Raw genomic sequence first — 18,860 nt, forward strand, 5'->3', positions numbered from 1 at the left:
AAACTCTCGCGGATTTCCAACACACCTTTTATTTTTAAAATATCCAAAACTTTGTTTTTGGGGTTTGTGGTGGGGTGGGGGGTTCACCGCCGCCACCGCACTTCAGTTGGTCACCTCTTCTCGAGCTCCTGCATCAAAGCTCGATCGCGGTGCCGTCAGGTGCTGATAGCGGTCACGACGGCACTGACGCCGTAACTGACTATCGATCCGACAATGGTCACCACTGAGACACCTGTGGCGACGCCGAAGAAGGTTCCCCAGAAGGGCGCCTCCATTGACTCGAGCTCTTGCATGCCCAGTTCAAGGGGTAGGTCTGTCATCGATTCCACGGCCTTCCTCCTTTCTGACCGAGTCGTGGTTCACGAGGATGTGGCTGCTCACGTCGAGATGATCGACGCGGTAGCGAGGGCCACCGTGCCGCCGAAGACGGCGCCTCCGAAGCTGAGGGCGACGCCCCCGATGGTGACGCCGATCTTGAAGCCGGACCAGAAGCTGGGGGCATCCATCGGCTCCAGCTCCTGCATCCCAAGCTCCAGAGGGAACAGGTCGAGGGCCTCGGCTGTAGCTGTGCTCATTTAGCACACCTCCTTTCTCATGTGGTGATCACCCACGCCCGTGTGGCGAGGGAAGTCGTCAGGCGCGGTGGCAGAGACCGCGCGCGTCAGGAAGTCGTCGATGTCGTCCCTGGTGAGAGCGCCGAGCATGGGCAGCCCCGTGCCCCAGGAACGGACGATGCGGCCGGCGATCACATCGAGCGCGGCCCTGTCCGCGCGGAGCGATCTGTCCACGCCCCACGCGTCGATGAGGGCGGCGATGCCCTGCCCGGGGTCGGCGGGGAGGCCGGCGGGGGCCGCGGCGCGTATCCGGGTCCAGAGCCTGCCCAGCCGCCGGGCCGAGCCCAGGCGGCCGTCGCCCTTGGCGACCCGCCGCCACAGCTCCGGCATGACCAGGGCGACCGCGGCCATCTTTCTCGCGCCGAGCCCGGTGGAGAGCTCGTTGGCGATCAGCCAGCCCTTGTTGACGAAGGACGGCCTGCCGAAGTGCATGAACTCGTTGTGGGCGAGGCCGCTGAGCTTGGCGATCTCCAAGAGCAGCGCGTCGTCCACCCGTCCGCCCGCCGCGTGGGCACGGGCCACCGCGTAACCCTCCTGGGCCACGCGCGCGGCCAGCGTCTCCACCAGCGCGTCCTCCGTCGCCCGGTCCTCGTGGTCGCCGAGGTAGCCGCTGGTGAGCCGGAAGAGCGTCTCGAGCACCCCTTCTGAGACCAGCTCCGCGGGAAGCGTCGCGGTGGCCACCGGATCGAGCACGGCCAGGTCAGGACGCAGGCAGGCGCCGGTGATCAGCCGTTTGCCCTCCGGGTAGGCCAGGCACGCGACCGTGCTGACCTCTGCCCCGGTGCCGAGCGTCGTCGGCACCGCGAACAGCGGCACGGCCCGCTTGGTGAGCGGCGGCAGAAGCAGCAGCCCGCTGCGCTGGCGGACCATGAGGCGGCGCTGGGCGTCCTGGTCACCGCAGAGCAGCGACGCCAGTTTGGCCTGGTCGAGCAGTGAGCCGCCGCCGACGGCCAGGACCAGTCCGGTGCCGGTCAGGCGGGCTGCCAGCTCCCGCACGCTGTCCGCGTCGCCGGGCCCGCGCAGCTCGATGAGCGTCTCGTGGCGCCGCGCTCTGCCGATCTGCCGGCGGACGTGCTCGGTGATCGGGCTCTGGGCCACGGCGGCGTCCACGAGCAGGGTCGTCTCTCCGTGATCCCCGCTCTTGGCCAGCCAGGGCGCCAGGCCCTCGGCGCCGTACAGGACGTGTGTCATGCGCCCACCGCCTGGACGGCGTACGCCGACAGTCCCTTGCGCACGCACTCCATCAGCTCGCGCAGGTCCGCCTCGGTGTAGGTGAGCGCGGGGAAGAGCTGGACGCCGTTGACCCCGTAGTGCACGATCGCGCCCGCCCTGCGGATCGCCGCGACCACGGCAGGCACCTCGGCCTGCGGCAGCGGGGCGCCGTCGGACCCGCGCAGGCGGATGGAGCGGAAACATCCCCGTCCCACGGTCCCGGCCACCAGCGGGTGGTCGGACTCCAGCGCGGCCAGCTCGACGTCGAGGAGCGCGGACAACCGCCTGCTCATGCCCTCCGCGTCCAGCCGCCGCATCTCCTTGATGGTGGCCAGGATCGCGGCGCACGTGACGGGTGTGCCCGCCTGCGTCTCGCCGTGTGCCAGCACCGCGCCCGCGTCGGTGAACGCCGAGGCGACCTCGTGGGAGACCACCACGGCGGCGGCGGCGCTCGTGCCGTTCGTCAGCCCCTTGGAGGTGATCAGCAGGTCGGGCGGCTCGGGCCACTCCTGCGTGGCGAAGAAGCTCCCCGTCCGGCAGAAGCCGGTGGCGACCTCGTCGGCCACGAGCAGGAAACCGTGCTCGCGGCGCAGGCGGAGCAGGGTGGCCACGTACTCGTCGGTCAGGGGGATCGCGCCGCTGCCCAGCACCGGCTCCACGACGACCGCCGCGACCTGTCCGCCGAGCCGGGACATCAGCCGTTCCAGCTCCGCCGGCTCGTTCGGCGGCACGTGCCTGGTCAGCCGCTGGTCGACGCCGTAGAGCCGCTGCCCGAGGTCCTCGCCGGTGAGGGCGAAGCCGCCGAAGGTGAGGCCGTGATAGCTGCCCAGCAGCCCGACGACGATCTTGCGTTGGGCGGCGCCGGTCAGCGCGTGATACTGCCTGACGACCTTCGTCGTCGCGTCGTTGGCTGCCCCGCCCGAGGTGGAGAAGATCGCTCGGCCGTAGTGCTCGGGGCCGCACAGCTCGACGAGGGCGGCCGCCGCCTCGCGGGCGTAGACGTTCTCGTAGCGGAAGACGTTCAGGTACGACGCCTCGCGCAGCGCCTGCGCCGACGCCTCGGCGATGGCCTCGTTGCCGTAGCCCAGGTTCGTGTTCCACAGGCCGCTGGTGCCGCACAGGAGCTCCCGGCCGTCGGCGAAGCGGACCCTGACCCCCTTGGCGGAGACGGTGCACAGCTCATCGGAGCCGTGGGAGTCAGGCGGCAGCAGGGCGGGCCAGAGCGGCCGGCCGGCGGGCGTCATGCGGCCACCTCGGCTTCCATGAGCACGTCGCGGTGCCTGCCGCTCTGGTCTCCGAGCGGGATCCGGGAGCGCACCGTGAAGCCGTGCGCGGTGAGCTCCGACTCCAGGAGGTCGGCGGGCAGCACGCCGATCGTGGTCGTGCAGACGGTGAGCTGCTCCGCCTCCGTCTCCGTGGGGAAGATGGCGACCACGCGGCGCCCGTCGGCCCGTGCCCAGCGCTCGAAGAAGCGGTAGGAGCGGCCGCTGGGACCGGTGAAGGCGAACTCGGCCTCCTCCTGCCCGGGCGGGGCGTGCAGCTCGACGGTGGTCAGCAGGAAGCGGCCCTGTGGCAGCAAGTGGGCCCGGACGCTCCGGTAGAGCGCGGCGCGACCGGCCGCGTCGAGCAGCGAGATCGACGAGGTGCCCAGGACGATCGCGCCGAACCGCTGGTCGAGCACGAAGTCGCGCATGTCGGCGTGGACCACCGCGCAGCGCTCGGCGAGACTGCCCCGCGACTGTGCCAGCCGCTCCTTCAGCAGCGCCAGCAGGGTCTCCGACAGGTCCAGCGCGGTCACCTCGCGGCCGAGCGCGAGCAGCGGCAGGGTCAGCCTGCCCGAGCCGGCGGCGAGGTCCAGCACGGGGCCGGGGAGCGCGCGTACCAGCGTCACCAGTTCGCGCACCTCCTGCGTGTCCGCGCCGGCCATGTCGTGATAGACCGCCGCACCCGCCGGGCTGTACAGGTCGTGGACCTCCGCGCGGTTCCCGAGCTCGGCCAGGAGATCGGCCGCGCCGCGGGCGAGCGTGGGGGCGTCGAGCGTCGTCACGACGCCTCCTCGGCGGTCAGGCGCACGCCCGCCTTGGCGAAGAACACCGTGACGCTCTCCAGGCCCCTGCGGTCGTCGTGCTGGGCGGCCGCCTCCATCGATCCGTGCACCAGCAGCGCCTCCACGAGCTGGCCCGCCCTGTGCTCCACCTTGAAGGTCCTCGACGGCCACAGGGTGTGCACGTAGGCGGACGCCTCGGTCCACAGCAGCAGCGGCAGGTCCGCCGTCACCATGTCGGCCGGGTTCTCGACCTCCTCGAGGCCACGCACCAGCCGGCCGCCGAAACCGGAGACGCGGAAGTCGCTCTCGCCCCGGGTCAGCAGGTCCTGCTGGGCCGCGATCGCGCCGTGGTAGCGGCCGAGCCAGGGCCGGGAGGCGAGCTCAGCGGCCCGCCGCGCCTCCGGGACCGCCTTCGCCAGGCAGACGGCGCACGGCTGGTCGCTCTCCGCGTTGAGCCGGGCCCACTCCTTCTCGAGGGTCGGCAGGTCGTCGCCGGCGTGGCCGATCGCGCTCCCGGTGGGCGAGATGTGGATGTCGCCGTCGGCGGTGACGTAGAGGCGATGCCGCGGGCCGTCACGGTCGATGCCCGCGCCCAGAGCCGGCAGCTCGGCCAGCCGTACCGCGGGATGGATGAGGAACTCGCGGAACTGGCCCTCGTCCTTCGCCCGGTCGGCGTCGTCGAGGAACAGCTCGAAGTCGGCCTCGTTGAAGATCCTGATGGAGGTCGGGCCGATCACCGACATGAACTCGCTGGTCGAGTAGTCCTGCGTCTGCAGGAAGAACGAGTCGGAGATGGAGATCTCGCTCCCGGCCTCGCGCAGCGAACCCGTGTAGCCCACCACCACCGGGCCCGCGTCGTCGCTGGGGCCGCCGGGCAGGAAGACCACGCTGGTCGCGCCCACCAGCCCGGACCTGCGGAGCGCGTGCAGATAGCCGGGGTCCTCCAGGACGAGGGTGGAGACAAGGTGGGGTTCGCCAGGAGTCAGGGCCTGGCCGGTGCCCCAGTGCATCAGGTTCCGCTTCGTCGAAGTCATCGCTCCCCCTTCAGCGCAGTTTCTGGCCGGTCAGTGCCCCAAGCAGGGACTTGAGTTCGTTCGTCGTCTCGTCGGGGCCCTGCAGGTTGTAGACCCCGGTCAGGTTGAGGATGATCTCGTCGGCGCCAGCCTGCTCGAACTCCTTCAGCCCGGTAAGGACCTGCTCGAGGTCGCCGCTCACGAAGGCGCCGCCTTCGACGAGAGCCGCCGCGTCGGCCGCGGTGTTCTGGCCGGTCACCGCCAGGCCCGCCTTCCGCAGCATGTCGATGTAGTGCGGCCCCTGCAGGTGCATCGCGTTGCTGGCCAGGGCCTGCTCCGCCGGCGTACGGTCGGGACGGCGCAGCGCGACGGGCACCATCGCGGCCACCCTGGGCATGTCCCGCCCCGCCGCCTGCGCGCCCTCGCGCAGCGCGGGCACGATCGTGTCGGCCAGCCAGGAGGCGGGAGTCAGCCACGTCACCGCGACGTCGGCGACCTCGCCGGCGAGCTTCGCCATGCCGCGCCTGAGCACCCCGAGCCCGATCTCGACCTTGGGCGCCACGGCGGGCGGCAACATGCCCCGGTACCCGAAGTACTCGCCCCGGAAGTCGACCGCGCCGCCGCCGAGCAGTCCGCGCACCACGGTGACGTACTCCCTGATCGCGGTGAGCTGGCTCGGGTACGGCCGGCCGAGCATGTTCTCCTGGAAGACCGCAGGGCCAGGGCCGAAGCCCGCCACCACGGGGTGACCTGTGGTCATGGCCACCGACCGCGCCTGCAGCGCGGCCTCGTACGGATGCCGCAGCGGCATGAGAGTGACGCCGAAGCCCACCGGGCTGCGGAACCCGGCACCGGCCGCGTAGGCGAAACCCTGGTGCGGCTCGATGAGCGTGGACTGCCCCTGCCACAGCGCGTGGGCCCGGCTCAGGGCCACCAATGCCGCGTAAGGGAGAATCTGCTCAGGCCTTCGAGTAACAAACGGGACCAGCACCGAGTATTTAGTCATCAATCAGTCCATCGTGCGATGTTCCGGCTGTTTGCTGATGCATTTGCTTACATCGCATTTATACGAGGTGATGAGTTCCTCGCCGCTTCCTCGCCGGTGTCCGCGCAGGTCAGCGGGGTTTGGATGACAGATGTCATAGGGCGCCGGTGACTTCGGCGTCTACTCGGCGCCGTACCGTCCGCACAAACTGACGGTGGAGCCACTCCGCCCGAGAGGAGCGGGTAATGCCATCTACCGCGTATTCCGTATGGCTGGCGCGCGGCTCCCGCATCGTCCCGCGCCGGTCGTACTCAGCGAAGCTCTGAGAGGAAAACCGTGCCATTCGAGTCCGCACCGCTGGCCTGGGTGCTCGCCGCCGCTCTTGTCCTCTATCTCGCCGTCGTCGCCCCCTTCCTCGGCCGGCGGGCGTATCCACGCCTCGTGCGCGGCGAGGTCTCCCGCCCGCGCTACTACACCGCCCTGTCGGCGGAGATGTGGGTGTGGGCGACGGTGGCGATCCTCGTGGTGGCGCTGTCGCCGACGATCAGTGCGGCCGGCATCGGCATCAAGGAACCGTCCGACCCCGCGATCGCGTACGGCGCGCTGCTGGGGCTCCCCCTGGGGATGACGCCGGTCGTGCTGGTCCTGCGCTGGCTGGCGAAACAGGGTGTCACGATGCCCTGGCACGCCGCCGCCTCCGGGCTGATGGCACGCACCACCCGCGAGCGCTGGCTGGCCGTCCTCCTTGCCGTCTCCGCGGGGGTGTGCGAGGAAGTGGTCTTCCGCGGCCTGTTCATCGGGCTCGGGCGTGAGCTGGGTCTGTCTCTCCCCATCGCCGCCGTGCTCGCCGTGGCGGTCTTCGCTCTCGGCCACATCTACCAGGGCACGGTCGGCACGCTGATGGCGGTGGTGAGCGGGGCCCTGCTCACCTGGACGTACCTGCGCACGGGCAGCCTGCTCACGCCGGTCTTCGTGCACATCATGATCGACATCATCGCGCTCGTCGTCATGCCCTACCCCGGTCGCGTTCAGGAGCCCGCGCCGGCGAAGGCCTGACGGCCCCTGTGAGGAGGAAACGTTCGTGTCTCGTGTCTCGGTGATCTGTCCTGCCTACAACCGCGGCGCCGCCATCGTCGACACCATCGCGTCGGTGCAGGCGCAGACGTTGCGTGACTGGGAGTTGATCGTCGTCTCCGACGGCAGCGACGACGACACCGACGAGGTGGTGCGTACGCTGGCCGAGCGGGACGAACGGATCCGCCTGCTGCGCACCCGCCATCACGGCCATCCTTCTGAGCCGCGCAACATCGGCCTGGCCGAGTCCACGGGCGAGGTCATCGCCTACATCGACCACGACGACCGCTGGCTGCCGCGCCATCTCGAGCTCCTGACCGGGGCGCTGGCCGGGGGCGCCCAGATCGCGGCGACGGCCGCGACCAAGGTGAACGCCTCGGGTGCGGTGCTCGGCACCACGCCGCCGCTCCAGCTGTGCTGGCACCCCGACTTCCAGGTGATGCACGCGCTGTTCGAGCCGACGCAGGCGGCTCACCTCGCCGGGCTGGCCGAGGAGGTCGGCGGGTGGCGGGTGTCCATGACGGGGCTGGAGGACTGGGACCTGTGGCTCCGGATGGCGGACGCGGGCGCGCGCTGCCAGACGGTCGCGGAGGCGACGGTGCTGGAGCTCGTGGACCCGAGCACGCGCCAGTCGATGGTGGTCACGGAGCACGGCTGGGAGATCGCCCGGTTCGAGAGCATGCTGGCCGCGCGGGCCGCCTACCGGGCGCTGAAGGACCTGCGCCGTGTCGAGGCGGCCCGTGAGGCGATGCTGAAGGACGTACGGGCCTGGTACGGCTCGCTGGCGGCCAAGGAAGAGCTGGTCGTGCCGATCGGGTGGCACAGCGACTGGGCGGAGATCGACAAGGCGCTGGTCGACACCCTCTCCCGTACGCAGATCACCAGCAAGGAGCTGTGGCCGGACATGGCGATCGAGCAGCGGGACGGCTACGTCGCCCTGGTGCACCTGGTCTCGAGCATGACCCCGGAACACGCGCGGCGCATCGGCGACCTGACGCGGAAGGTCATGCGCCACCAGATGACGCTCTACGCCGACGTGCTCGAAAGCCAGCGCCTCACCGCGTGATTAGCGTCGGCTCCACTGGCCGCCGGCCGCCGCGGTCGCCCCGCCGGGCTTCTAGCCTGCGAGGACGCGGCGGAGGAACTCCTCGACGGCGGCCACCGCGGTGTCGTGGTCGCCGCCCCTGGCCACCAGCAGCGCGCTCTCGTTGACGGCCGCCAGCAACATGTGCGCGTGCAGGTCGAGGAACTCGGCCGGCACCGCCCCCGTGGCCGCCAGCGCGGCCTTGAGCATCCCGAACGAGTGACGCTCCTCCATGGCCCGCCACCGCTCCCACCCCATCACCGACGGCGCGTCGATCAGGATGATGCGCTTGATGACCGGATCCCCGGCGAGCGAGATCCAGGCCAGGACGCCGGCCCGGAGGGAGGCGGCCGGGTCGGCGATGCCGCGGACCGCTTCGCGGATCTTGCGGCCGATGGCCGACTCCGTGGCCTCCAGCACGGCCTCGAACAGGGCGTCCTTGCCCGCGTAATGGTGGTAGAGAGCCCCCCTGCTCAGCCCCGACTCCTGCAGCACCGCCTCGATCGAGGTGTCGTCGTAGCCGCGCTCGGCGAACAGCCGCGTGGCGATCGCCAGGACCCTGTCGCGGGTGGCCGCTCCGCGCTCCGCCTTGAGGTTCATGCACCCACTCTAGACAAACCGACCGTCAGTCGGTAATTTTCTAGACCGACAGTCGGTTTGGAAAATCGGAAGGAGTACCCGCATGGACGGCATCAGCTATGTGGACGTGGGCGAGGGACCGGTCAGCCTGTTCGTGCACGGGGTGGGCACCAGCTCGTACCTGTGGCGCCACGTCATCGAGGCGTTCCGCGACGAGCGCCGCTGCGTGGCCATCGACCTGCCGCTGCACGGCGGCAGCGCCCCGCGCGACGACCTGTCGATGCCCGCGCTGGCCGAGGCCGTCGAGGAACTGTGCGACGGCCTCGGGCTCGGCGAGGTGGATCTCGTCGCCAACGACACCGGCGGCGCCGTGGCCCAGATCTTCGCCGTACGCCACCGCGAGCGCCTGCGTACGCTCACCCTCACCAACTGCGACGTCCACACCAACGCCCCGCCAGAGGCGTTCAAGTCCACGGTGGAGCTGGCCGCAAGGGGCGAGCTGGCCGCGCTGACCGAGGCCGTGCTGGACCAGCCGGAGCTGCTGGCGCAGACCGCCTTCGGCGTCGGCTACGAGCGGATCGACGACCCGGCAGAGCTGGTGGACGCGTTCCTGAAGCCGATCTTCGCCAAGCCCGGTGGTGGCCACGCCTTCGAGCGGATGTTGACCTCCATCGACGCCAAGGACCTGGTCGCCATCGAGCCGCAGCTCACCGTGCTGACCGTGCCGACGCTGGTGGTCTGGGGCACGGGAGACGCGTTCTTCGACGTGAGCTGGGCCCGCTGGCTGCGCGACACGATCCCCGGCGTCAAGGAGGTCGTCGAGATCGAGGGCGGGCGGCTGTTCTTCCCCGACGAGAGGGCGGATGAGCTGGTGCCGCATCTGCGCCGGTTCTGGGCCCAGCCCCAGCCGTAAGATCGGCTTCATGTACCTGGAGACCCTGCGGCGCTACTCCGTCAAGTCGATGCTGGGGGAGGGGATCTCCGAGAGCGAGGTCACCGAGCGCGGGCTCGCCGGGGACCGGGCGCGGGCGGTGCTGGACGTCGCGACCGGGAAGATCGCCAGCGCCAAGAACCCGCGGCTCTGGCGCGGGCTGCTGGCGATCGAGGGCGCCGGGGCGCTCGGGGACGAGGAGCTGTCGGAGCTGCTCGGGCGGGAGGTGCGGCTGATCGACGTGCCGCCGGAGGGCGCCGAGTTCGAACGATCGGTGCCGGAGCGGGTGCTGGCCAAGGGGGTCGACGCGGAGGTGCCACACACCGTCGGCAGGCTAGGGGGAGCGTCACCCGAAGGCACGTTCTTCGACTTCGCGCCGATCCATCTGATCACCACTTCCGCCGTCGAGCGGATCGGGGCGCTCAGCGCGCGCGGGCACGTGGAAGCCCTCCGCTACCGGCCGAACCTGGTCGTCCGGACGCCGGGAGAGGGCTTCCCCGAGAACGACTGGGTGGGCCGGGAGCTGCACGTGGGCGACGAGGTGGTGCTGGAGGTCATCGTGGCGACCCCGCGCTGCGCCGTGCCGACCCTGGCACACGGGCCGCTGCGGCGCGACGCCGAAGCCCTGCGCACAGTGGCCAGGCACAACCGGGTGCAGGTGTTCGACATGGGGCCGCAGCCGTGCGCGGGGGTGTACGCGCGAGTGCTGCGGCCCGGCCGGATCAAGCGGGGCGACCAGGTACGGCTGGGAGCCCCCCGCCGCCCATGACGGCTCAGACCAGGGGCGTCAGGTACTTGTCCAGGTCGTCGAGGATCTTGCCGGCGGCCGTGACGCCGATGCCGGTCATCCAGACCTCGTCGTCCACGTTGTGTGCGTTGTTCGACTTGACCGCCTTCAGGTTCTTCCACAGCGGCCCGCCGGTCACCGCCGCCTGCGACTTGGCCGCCGCGTCCCCGTACGCCGTGTAGAAGATCGCGTCGGCGTCCGCCTTGGCGATGTTCTCCTGGCTCAGCTTGCCGAAGCGCTTGTCCGCCTGGTCGGCCAGCTGCTGCGGCTCGGGCCGCTGGATGCCCGCGTCGCCCACCACGATGCCGCTGAACGACTCCGGCCCGTACATGCGGATCTCGGTGGGCATGAACCGCACGATGCTCACCTGCAGCTTCGAGAACTTGGCACCCACCTCCTTGGCCCGCTTCTCGTACGCCGACATCAGCTGCTGGGCCTGGTCCTTCTTGCCCAGCGCCTCGGCGTCGAGCAGGAAGTTCTCCTTCCAGGTGATGCCCACCTTCTCGGTGAACACGGTCGGCGCGATCTTGCTGAGCTTGTCGTAGAAGGCCGCCTGCCGGAACTTGCTGCCCAGGATGAGGTCCGGCTTGAGCGCCATGATGGCCTCGATGTTCGGCGCCTGCAGGGTGCCGACCGCCTTGGTGGCGGACAGGGCCGAGCCGAGGTACGCGGGCCACTTCTGGTTCTCCTGGGCCTGCGCCGCGCCGACGGGCGCCATGCCGAGCGAGACCATTGTGTCGAGTTTGTCCGTGTCGAGTACCACGACCCGCTTGGGGGTCATCGGCACCTTCGTCTCTCCCATGGCGTGCTTGACGGTCCGGGTAGGGCCGCTCTCTTGGGAGGAGGTCGATGTGCCGCAGGCGGCGAGGGCGAGGACGGGGAGCATGGCGGCGACGGCCAGGCGGAGGCGCATGGGCATTCCTTGATCGCTTTAGGTTAGGCAATCCTAAGTATCTCACGTCCGATATAGCCGAGCCGAAACCGCATCAGTGAGAACTCCGAAACCTACTCGAAACACCCATCCGGCGAGATTCACGAATGTGAAACACGCCTGGTCGAGCCACGAAACGCCGGGCGAACACGCTGTGGCAACACGTCACATGTAAGGAGGGTCGCGTCGTGAAGATCGATAGCGGCACCACAGCCTGGATGCTCGCGGCCACCGCGTTGGTGTTGCTGATGACTCCAGGTCTCGCTTTCTTCTACGGGGGCATGACCAGGGCCAAGAGTGTCCTGAACATGATGATGATGTCGTTCGGCGCCATCATCACGGTGACCATCGCCTGGGTGCTTTTCGGACACTCGCTGGCGTTCACCGACAACCCCATCGGGGCGATCAACAACGTGGTCGGCGGCTTCGACGCGCTCGGCCTGCAGAGCCTGGTGGACACCGCTACGAAGGACGACGGCACCGGCATGCCGAGCCTGGTCTTCTCCGCCTTCCAGCTGACGTTCGCCATCATCACCGTCGCGCTGATCAGCGGCGCGATCGCGGACCGGGCGAAGTTCGGTGCGTGGATCCTCTTCAGCATCCTGTGGGCGACGATCGTCTACTTCCCGGTCGCACACTGGGTGTGGGGCACCGGCTGGCTCAACACGATGGGCATCGAGGACTTCGCGGGCGGCACGGTCGTCCACATCAACGCCGGCGCCGCCGGCCTGGCACTGTGCCTCGTGCTCGGCAAGCGCCACGGCTGGCGCAAGGAGCCGATGCGGCCGCACAACCTCCCGTTCGTCCTGCTCGGCGCGGGCCTGCTGTGGTTCGGCTGGTTCGGCTTCAACGCCGGCTCCGAGCTGGCCGTCGACGGCACGGCCGGCCTGGCGTTCATGAACACCCAGATCGCCACCGCGGTCGCCGCCGGCGCCTGGCTCCTCGTGGAGAAGATGCGTGACGGGCACGCCACCAGCCTCGGCGTCGCCTCCGGCGCGGTCGCCGGCCTGGTCGCCATCACCCCCGCCTGTGGTTTCGTGGACCCGTGGGCCGCGATGGTCATCGGCCTGCTCGCCGGCGTCATCTGCGCCTACGCCGTCGGCCTGAAGTACAAGCTCGGCTTCGACGACTCGCTCGACGTGGTCGGCGTGCACCTGGTGGGTGGCGTCATCGGTGCCGTCGCGCTCGGCTTCCTGGCCGCGTACCCCTTCCTGGAGCAGCAGAGCAAGGGCCTGTTCTACGGCGGCGGCTTCGGCCAGCTGGGCCTGCAGGTCCTCGGCCCGGTCGCGGTCGGCGGCTACTCCTTCATCATCACCTGGGTTCTCGGGAAGATCATCGACAAGACGATGGGCTTCCGGATCTCCACCGAGGAAGAGATGACCGGCATCGACGTCACCGCGCACGCCGAGACCGGGTACGACCTCGGCACGGTCTACGCCTCCGGCGTGACCTCCCCCAACGGGCCCACCGCCCCGGCTGTCAAGAAGGTGGACGCATGAGGCTCATCACGGCGATCATCAAGCCGTTCAAACTGGATGACGTGAAGGCCGCGCTGGAACAGTTCGGCATCAAGGGAATGACGGTCAGCGAGGCGAGCGGCTACGGCCGCCAGCGCGGCCACACCGAGGTCTACCGCGGCGCCGAGTACCAGGTCGACCTGGTGCCGAAGGTCCGCCTGGAGGTCCTCACAGAAGAGGACGACGCCGAGGACGTGATCGACGTCATCGTCAAGGCCGCGCACACCGGAAAGATCGGCGACGGCAAGGTCTGGTCCGTCCCGGTGGACTCCGTCATCCGGGTACGCACGGGAGAGCGTGGTCCTGAAGCCCTGTGACCGCTCCTGGATCCAGTGAAGCGAGGGCATCGACATCGCGACGCCCGGACGACGGCGTCCGGGCGGAGCTGGGCAAGGGGGCACAGCAGTGAGGGGAGAGGCCCGTTCGTACGCCGCGGCCCGCAAGGAGCGGGCCGCGGACATCGACCGCTGGCTCAAGGATCTGTTCAGGACGGCGAGCGACGGCGACCATGTCTCACTGGTCGCCGTCGGGAGCCTGGGAAGGGGCGAGCTCGCCCCAGGCAGCGACCTCGACCTGGTCCTGCTGCACAACGGCCGGGCTGACGTGGCGCGGATCGCCGACCGGATCTGGTATCCGGTCTGGGACTCCGCGGTAAACCTCGACCACTCCGTACGGACGGTCGAGGAGGCGGTGAGCGTCGCCAGGCAGGACCTGAAGGCCGTGCTCGGCCTCATCCAGGCCAGGCACGTGGCCGGCGACCCCGAACTGACCAAGAAGGCCAGGGAGGCGGTGCTGGCCGAGTGGCGGGCCGACTCCCGGCGCAGGCTCGGCGAGCTGCGTGAGGCGACCGACAAACGGGCCCAGGCCAGCGGCGAGCTGGCCTTCCTGCTCGAACCCGATCTCAAGGACGGCCGCGGCGGGCTCCGCGACGTCCAGGCCATGCAGGCCGTGGCCGCCGCCTGGGTCGCCTCGGCCCCTGGCCCCAGGGCGCGCGAGGCGTACGAGCTCATCCTGGACGTGCGGCACGCGCTGCACGTCGTCACCGCCCGCGGCACCGACCGGCTGGTGCTGCAGGAGCAGGACGCCGTGGCCGGGCTGCTCGGCCTGCTCGACGCGGAGGCGCTCATGCGCAGGCTCGCCGAGGCGGGCCGGACCATCTCCCACGCCATCGACGGCACCTGGCGCACGGTTGACAGGCTGCTGTCAGGCCCCGCTCCCCGAGGCCGCCGCCCGCTGGCGGACGGTGTGGTCGAGCATGGGGGCGAGGTGGTGCTGGCCAGGGGTGTCGACCCGCGCAAGGACCCGATGCTGGTGCTGCGTGCCGCCGCCGCGGCGGCCGACTCAGGGTTGCCGCTCGCCCCCGCAACGGTGTCCGTACTCGCAGCTCAGTCGCCTCCCATGCCGGTGCCCTGGCCGGAGGAGGCGCGCGACCACCTGGTGTCGATCCTGGGCGCGGGCCGCGCCGCCGTGCCCGTGTGGGAGGAGCTCGACCAGGCCGGCATCCTTGTCAAGCTGCTTCCTGACTGGGAACGCGTCCGCCACCGTCCCCAGCGCAACCCGATCCACCGCTTCACGGTCGACAGGCACCTGATCGAGGCCGCCGCGAACGCCGCCAGCCACACCCGCGAGGTCTCCCGCCCCGACCTGTTGCTGATCGGCGCGCTGCTGCACGACGTCGGCAAGGGCTGGCCAGGGGATCATTCCGCGACGGGCGAGGTCGTGGTCCGCGACATCGCCACCCGCATCGGCCTGCCTCCGCAGGACGTCGAGACCCTCGCCACGGTCGTACGCCACCACCTGCTGCTGCCCGAGACCGCCACCCGCAGGGACCTCGACGACCCGGTCACGATCGAGAAGGTCGCCGCCACCGTGGGCTCGCGGGAGGTCCTCGACCTGCTGGCCGCGCTGGCGGTCGCGGACGGCCACGCGACCGGTCCCGCCGCCTGGAACAGCTGGAAGGCGGGGCTCGTCGCCGACCTGGTACGCCGCGTCAGGTCCGTGCTGGCCGGCGCGCCGCCGCCCAAGCCGCCGACCCTGTCGGCAGAGCAGGCGGCGCTCGCCAGGCACGGCGGCGGAGCCGTGCGCGTCAACGGGGGAGCCGTCACGGTCGTCGCCCCCGACCGGGTGGGGCTGCTGTGGAGCGCCGCCGGCGTGCTCTCCGCCCACCGGCTCATCGTGCGCTCCGCCTCGTCCGCCTCCGCGGGCTCCACGGCGGTGATCGAGTTCTCGGTCATCCCCGAGTACGGCTCCCCGCCGGACCCCGCGACACTGGAGTCCGATCTCCGTCTGGTCCTTGCTGGCCGTCTTGACATCGAACAGAGATTGGCCCGCCGCACCCGCTCCATGAGGCCGCCCCGGGTGCCTGTGGCTCCACCTCGGGTAACACTGGTCGACGACGCCTCCGCGACGGCCACCGTGGTGGAAGTCAGGGCCCATGACAGACCGGGACTCCTGTGGCGCATTGGACGGGCGTTCGGTGAGTGTGGTCTTGACGTGAGAGCCGCTCGCGTAGAGACTCTCGGCGCGGAGGCGGTGGACGTCTTCTATGTCGTGGATCGCGCCGGTCGCCCCCTCAGCGACGCCGCACAGAGGGCGCAAGTCCGCGATCAGGTCCTTGCCGCACTGCGATAACCAACAGCACACGACACCGGTCACATTTTGTAACAATTGTGTCCGAAATGCCCGGTAAGTCAGAAGCTGCGGATACCTTGTGGGACGGCTTTAAGGCCCGTGCTGGGCGGGACGATTGAGGGGTACGGGAAGCAGTGACTACGGGGAACTCCGACAGCGGCCTCGCCGCGAAGCGGGACCGCGGGAAGCGGCCCCAGCCACGCCTCGGCCTGCGTAACTGGCGCGTGCGCTGGCGGCTCACCGCGCTCATCCTGGTGCCCACGATGGCCGGCGTCGTGCTCGGAGGAGCGCGCGTGGTGGGCTCGGTCCAGAGCATCGCCGACTACGACCGCACGGCGACCGGTGCCGAGCAGGCAGGCCACATCCGCGACCTCGTACAGGCGCTCGGTCTGGAGCGTGACACGAGCGGGTGGATCGGCGCCAGCCGTGCGATGCGCAAGAGGCTCGCCGCCCCGCTCGAGCAGCGCAAGGCGGCCGTGGACACGCTGGTCAAGACCGTGAACGCCGACCTCGACACGATGGACGAGTCGTACGGCCCCCGCATCGTCAAGGCCGCCCAGCAGGCCAAGTACGACCTGACCCGGCTGCCGAAGATCAGGACCGAGGGCCAGACCGACACCATCCGCTACGACTTCCTCACCGACACGCTGCTCAGCCTGCACGACGAGCTGAGCCTGCTGTCCGACGACTCGCAGATCATCGGCCAGTTCCGCGCCCTGAACGCGCTCGCGGCGGCCAAGGAGGAGATCTCCAAGCAGCGTATCCAGCTGCTCCAGGCCTCGTACGACCCCGACAGCGTGGACGCCAAGGAGGTCGAGGAGTTCATCGCCTCCAACGCCCGCCAGCTGAGCGACATATCCGACGTCGGGGCGGAGGCCGGCGCCGACGTCGGCCTCAAGTTGTCCAGGGCGCTCACCTCCAACCCCCAGTACGTCAACGCCCAGCTCACCAAGTCGCGCGCGGTCACGCTGGCCAGCGGCCGGGCTCTGGCCCGCGGCCAAGCCCCGGGCGTGCGGATCACCGACAACCTGATCTCCGCCGCCGGCAGCCGCGACCAGTGGTTCAACGACAACACGGCCGCCATCAAGGTGCTGAGCGGGATCGAGAAGGAGCTGGCCGGCGAGGTCGGACTGCGCGGCAAGGAGCTGCGCGAGGCCGAGATCCGCAACGCGATCATCGCGGGCGCCCTGATCCTGGCGCTGCTGCTGCTCGTCCTGTTGCTCACCGTGGCGATCGCCCGCTCCATGGTCGGCCCGCTGCGCAGGCTGCGCACGGAGGCGCTGGAGGTGGCCGGCTTCCGGCTGCCCGACGTGGTGCACCGGCTGCGGGTCAGCGGCGACGCGTCCGTGGGCGACGTCCGGCCGATCGAGGTCGAGGGCAACGACGAGATCGGTGAAGTGGCCAGGGCCTTCGACCAGGTGCACCAGCAGGCTGTGCGCCTGGCGGGCGAGGAGGCCGAGCTGCGCAGCAACATCAGCTCGATGTTCGTCAACCTCTCGCGCCGCACCCAGACGCTGGTCGAGCGGCAGATCTCGCTCATCGACGGCCTGGAGAAGGGCGAGCAGGACGGCGCCCGGCTGGCCGACCTGTTCAAGCTCGACCACCTGGCCACCCGCATGCGCCGCAACTCCGAGAACCTCCTGGTCCTCGCCGGTCACGAGGCCACCCGCCGGCGCAGCCAGCCCGCCAAGCTGGTCGACGTCGTACGCGCCGCGCTGTCGGAGGTCGAGGGCTACGAGCGCGTCCAGGTCAAGGTCCACCGGTCCACCTCGGTGCTCGGCAGCGCCGCGAACGACCTGGTCCACCTGGTCGCCGAGCTGGTCGAGAACGCCATCCAGTTCTCGCCGAACACCTCCCAGGTCGTCGTCACCAGCAGTCTCATCGAGGGCGGCGGCGCGCTGCTGTCGGTGAGCGACACCGGCATCAGCATGACCGAGGAGGAGCTGGCCGAGGCCAACCGCCGCCTGGCCGAGCCGCCCGTCGTGGACGTGTCGGTCTCGCGGCGCATGGGCCTGTTCGTGGTCGGCCGGCTGGCGCTGCGCCACGGCATCAGGGTCCAGCTCAGGAAGGGCGAGGGCGCCGGGCTGATCGCCATGGTGCTGCTGCCGCCCACGCTGATCACCGACGGCACCCAGCAGCCGCTGCCGCAGCGACCCGCCTTCGGCGGTGGCTCCGTGCCGACCCCGGCGGCCCCGCCCGTGCAGAACGGGACGTTCAGGTCGTTCGGCAGCTTCGACTCCTTGGACGGCGGCCCGCGGCCAAGTGGCCCCGCGCCCCGGCATGGCTTCCGGTCCCCTCAGGGCATGCCGGAGCCCGCCTCGTACGACAGCTCGCCGTTCCACTCGGACCCCGGCAAGGCGGGCGTGAACGGCTTCTCGGCCGACACCGACGGGGGCTCCTACCGCAGGCAGTCGGCCTCGTTCGACTCGGGCGGCTATCCCTCGTTCGCGACCCCGGGCTCATACCCATCTGGTAATGGCGCGTTCCAGACGCCTCCGCCGGCCCCGGCGTATCCCACGAACGACGTGCGGAGGCCGGAACCGACGCCCTCGGTCGAGGTGTCGCCGATGGAGCCCGAGCAGGAGGAGTACCTGCCGATCTTCGCGTCGGTGGAGTCCGCCTGGTTCCGCAGGCCGCCCAACGAGCCGGCCCACGAGGCGACGCCGCGGCCGGTAGCCGGGGGTGAGGACAAGTCCTCGCAAGCCGTACCCTCTGGGGAGGAAGCGTGGCGAACGGCGGCAGACGCCGGCTGGCGCGCGGCGGCCGCTGCCGCCGAGCCCAGCCTCGGCGGCATCACCGCCGCCGGGCTACCGAAGCGCACCCCCAAGGCCAACCTGGTTCCCGGTACGGCGAACCAGCCGGCGCAGCCGCAGCAACCGCAGCGGACGGCTCCGACGCCGCCGGTATCGGCGGACCGGATCCGGAGCCGGATGGCCAGCTTCCAGCAGGGTGTGCGACGGGGCCGCCAGGAAGTACGTGGACAGGAGGAAAAGAGTGAGTGAGCGTCCCGCCGGGGAGGATGCGTGACAACCCTTAGTCATGAGGCGAACAGGTTCGACTGGCTGATCACCGACTTCGTGCGTAACACGCCCGGAGTCGCGCACGCGGTCGTGGTCTCGGCCGACGGCCTGTGCCTGGCCGCCTCTGAAGGCTTCCCGCCGGACCGGGCCGACCAGCTCGCCGCCGTCTCCGCCGGCCTGCTGAGCCTGACCGTGGGCGCCTCCAGGGTGTTCGAGGGCGGCGCGGTGACGCAGACGGTCGTCGAGATGCAGCGCGGCCTGCTCCTGGTCATGGCGATCAGCGACGGCTCCGTGCTCACGGTGCTGGCGGCTCCGGACTGTGACATGGGGCTGGTGGCGTACCAGATGACGTTGCTCGTAGACAGAGCCGGACAGGCTCTCACGCCGGCCCTGCGGGCCGAGCTCCAGGCCGCCAGGACCCGGTGATGTGATGGA

The 18,860-nt window shown here is 70.3% G+C and carries 18 protein-coding genes; 9 read left to right on the forward strand and 9 right to left on the reverse strand.

Going from position 1 to position 18,860, the window contains the following annotated elements; translation table 11 throughout:
* Window positions 1-155 precede the first annotated feature (155 nt).
* The 7 genes from ACIBVN_RS28290 to ACIBVN_RS28320 are packed head-to-tail and all read right to left on the reverse strand — an operon-like array spanning window position 156 to window position 5,820.
* A complete protein-coding gene (locus ACIBVN_RS28290; protein ID WP_397141704.1) occupies window positions 156-320 on the reverse strand; it encodes a daptide-type RiPP in 165 nt (54 codons plus the stop codon).
* A gap of 57 nt (window positions 321-377) precedes the next feature.
* On the reverse strand, window positions 378-575 hold the full coding sequence (locus tag ACIBVN_RS28295) for a daptide-type RiPP (protein WP_397141365.1): 198 nt from the start codon (window positions 573-575) through the stop codon (window positions 378-380).
* Window positions 576-1,805 (reverse strand): daptide-type RiPP biosynthesis dehydogenase, encoded by a 1,230-nt coding sequence (mpaC, locus tag ACIBVN_RS28300; protein WP_397141367.1) that lies wholly within the window; start codon window positions 1,803-1,805, stop codon window positions 576-578.
* Entirely contained in the window at window positions 1,802-3,070 is a 1,269-nt protein-coding gene (gene mpaD, locus ACIBVN_RS28305) for a daptide-type RiPP biosynthesis aminotransferase (RefSeq protein ID WP_397141369.1), read from the reverse strand. The genes mpaC and mpaD overlap by 4 nt, the downstream gene beginning before the upstream one ends.
* Window positions 3,067-3,873 (reverse strand): daptide-type RiPP biosynthesis methyltransferase, encoded by an 807-nt coding sequence (mpaM, locus tag ACIBVN_RS28310; protein ID WP_397141371.1) that lies wholly within the window; start codon window positions 3,871-3,873, stop codon window positions 3,067-3,069. The genes mpaD and mpaM overlap by 4 nt, the downstream gene beginning before the upstream one ends.
* Window positions 3,870-4,907, reverse strand: a complete 1,038-nt coding sequence (mpaB, locus tag ACIBVN_RS28315; RefSeq protein WP_397141373.1) for a daptide biosynthesis RiPP recognition protein — start codon at window positions 4,905-4,907, stop codon at window positions 3,870-3,872. The genes mpaM and mpaB overlap by 4 nt, the downstream gene beginning before the upstream one ends.
* A gap of 10 nt (window positions 4,908-4,917) precedes the next feature.
* Window positions 4,918-5,820, reverse strand: coding sequence for an LLM class flavin-dependent oxidoreductase (locus ACIBVN_RS28320; RefSeq protein WP_397141375.1), 903 nt, complete (start codon window positions 5,818-5,820; stop codon window positions 4,918-4,920).
* Window positions 5,821-6,207: 387 nt separating this feature from the next.
* On the opposite strand from ACIBVN_RS28320, the gene ACIBVN_RS28325 reads away from it, so the two are divergent.
* Both ACIBVN_RS28325 and ACIBVN_RS28330 read left to right on the forward strand, forming a co-directional pair.
* Window positions 6,208-6,927, forward strand: coding sequence for a CPBP family intramembrane glutamic endopeptidase (locus ACIBVN_RS28325; RefSeq protein ID WP_397141377.1), 720 nt, complete (start codon window positions 6,208-6,210; stop codon window positions 6,925-6,927).
* Window positions 6,928-6,952: 25 nt separating this feature from the next.
* Window positions 6,953-8,011 (forward strand): glycosyltransferase family 2 protein, encoded by a 1,059-nt coding sequence (locus ACIBVN_RS28330; protein WP_397141379.1) that lies wholly within the window; start codon window positions 6,953-6,955, stop codon window positions 8,009-8,011.
* Window positions 8,012-8,062: 51 nt separating this feature from the next.
* On the opposite strand, the gene ACIBVN_RS28335 is transcribed toward ACIBVN_RS28330, so the two are convergent.
* Window positions 8,063-8,629 carry a TetR/AcrR family transcriptional regulator gene (locus ACIBVN_RS28335; protein ID WP_397141381.1) on the reverse strand — a complete coding sequence of 189 codons (567 nt, stop codon included), beginning with the start codon at window positions 8,627-8,629 and terminating at the stop codon, window positions 8,063-8,065.
* Window positions 8,630-8,711: 82 nt separating this feature from the next.
* Here ACIBVN_RS28335 and ACIBVN_RS28340 point away from each other — a divergent pair, with 82 nt between their 5' ends.
* A complete protein-coding gene (locus ACIBVN_RS28340) occupies window positions 8,712-9,521 on the forward strand; it encodes an alpha/beta fold hydrolase (protein ID WP_397141383.1) in 810 nt (269 codons plus the stop codon).
* Between the two features lie 10 nt (window positions 9,522-9,531).
* Window positions 9,532-10,308 carry an MOSC domain-containing protein gene (locus ACIBVN_RS28345; protein WP_397141385.1) on the forward strand — a complete coding sequence of 259 codons (777 nt, stop codon included), beginning with the start codon at window positions 9,532-9,534 and terminating at the stop codon, window positions 10,306-10,308.
* Between the two features lie 4 nt (window positions 10,309-10,312).
* Here ACIBVN_RS28345 and ACIBVN_RS28350 read toward each other — a convergent pair whose 3' ends face one another.
* Window positions 10,313-11,239, reverse strand: a complete 927-nt coding sequence (locus ACIBVN_RS28350) for an ABC transporter substrate-binding protein (protein WP_397141387.1) — start codon at window positions 11,237-11,239, stop codon at window positions 10,313-10,315.
* 206 nt (window positions 11,240-11,445) lie between these two features.
* Between ACIBVN_RS28350 and ACIBVN_RS28355 the strand changes: the two genes are divergently transcribed.
* The 5 genes from ACIBVN_RS28355 (at window position 11,446) to ACIBVN_RS28375 (ending at window position 18,851) form a co-directional block, all read left to right on the forward strand.
* Complete coding sequence (locus tag ACIBVN_RS28355; RefSeq protein ID WP_397141389.1) at window positions 11,446-12,756, forward strand: ammonium transporter; 1,311 nt, start codon at window positions 11,446-11,448, stop codon at window positions 12,754-12,756.
* Window positions 12,753-13,091 (forward strand): P-II family nitrogen regulator, encoded by a 339-nt coding sequence (locus ACIBVN_RS28360; protein ID WP_349456290.1) that lies wholly within the window; start codon window positions 12,753-12,755, stop codon window positions 13,089-13,091. The genes ACIBVN_RS28355 and ACIBVN_RS28360 overlap by 4 nt, the downstream gene beginning before the upstream one ends.
* An 88-nt stretch (window positions 13,092-13,179) precedes the next feature.
* Complete coding sequence (locus ACIBVN_RS28365) at window positions 13,180-15,405, forward strand: [protein-PII] uridylyltransferase (protein WP_397141391.1); 2,226 nt, start codon at window positions 13,180-13,182, stop codon at window positions 15,403-15,405.
* Between the two features lie 134 nt (window positions 15,406-15,539).
* A complete protein-coding gene (locus tag ACIBVN_RS28370; protein WP_397141393.1) occupies window positions 15,540-18,407 on the forward strand; it encodes a nitrate- and nitrite sensing domain-containing protein in 2,868 nt (955 codons plus the stop codon).
* 21 nt (window positions 18,408-18,428) lie between these two features.
* The gene (locus ACIBVN_RS28375) at window positions 18,429-18,851 is read left to right on the forward strand and encodes a roadblock/LC7 domain-containing protein (protein ID WP_139627761.1); all 423 of its coding nucleotides are present in this window, start codon (window positions 18,429-18,431) and stop codon (window positions 18,849-18,851) included.
* Window positions 18,852-18,860 lie beyond the last annotated feature (9 nt).

It is taken from the genome of Nonomuraea sp. NPDC049400 (genome assembly GCF_044466425.1).
In the GTDB taxonomy this organism is placed as follows: Bacteria; Actinomycetota; Actinomycetes; order Streptosporangiales; family Streptosporangiaceae; genus Nonomuraea.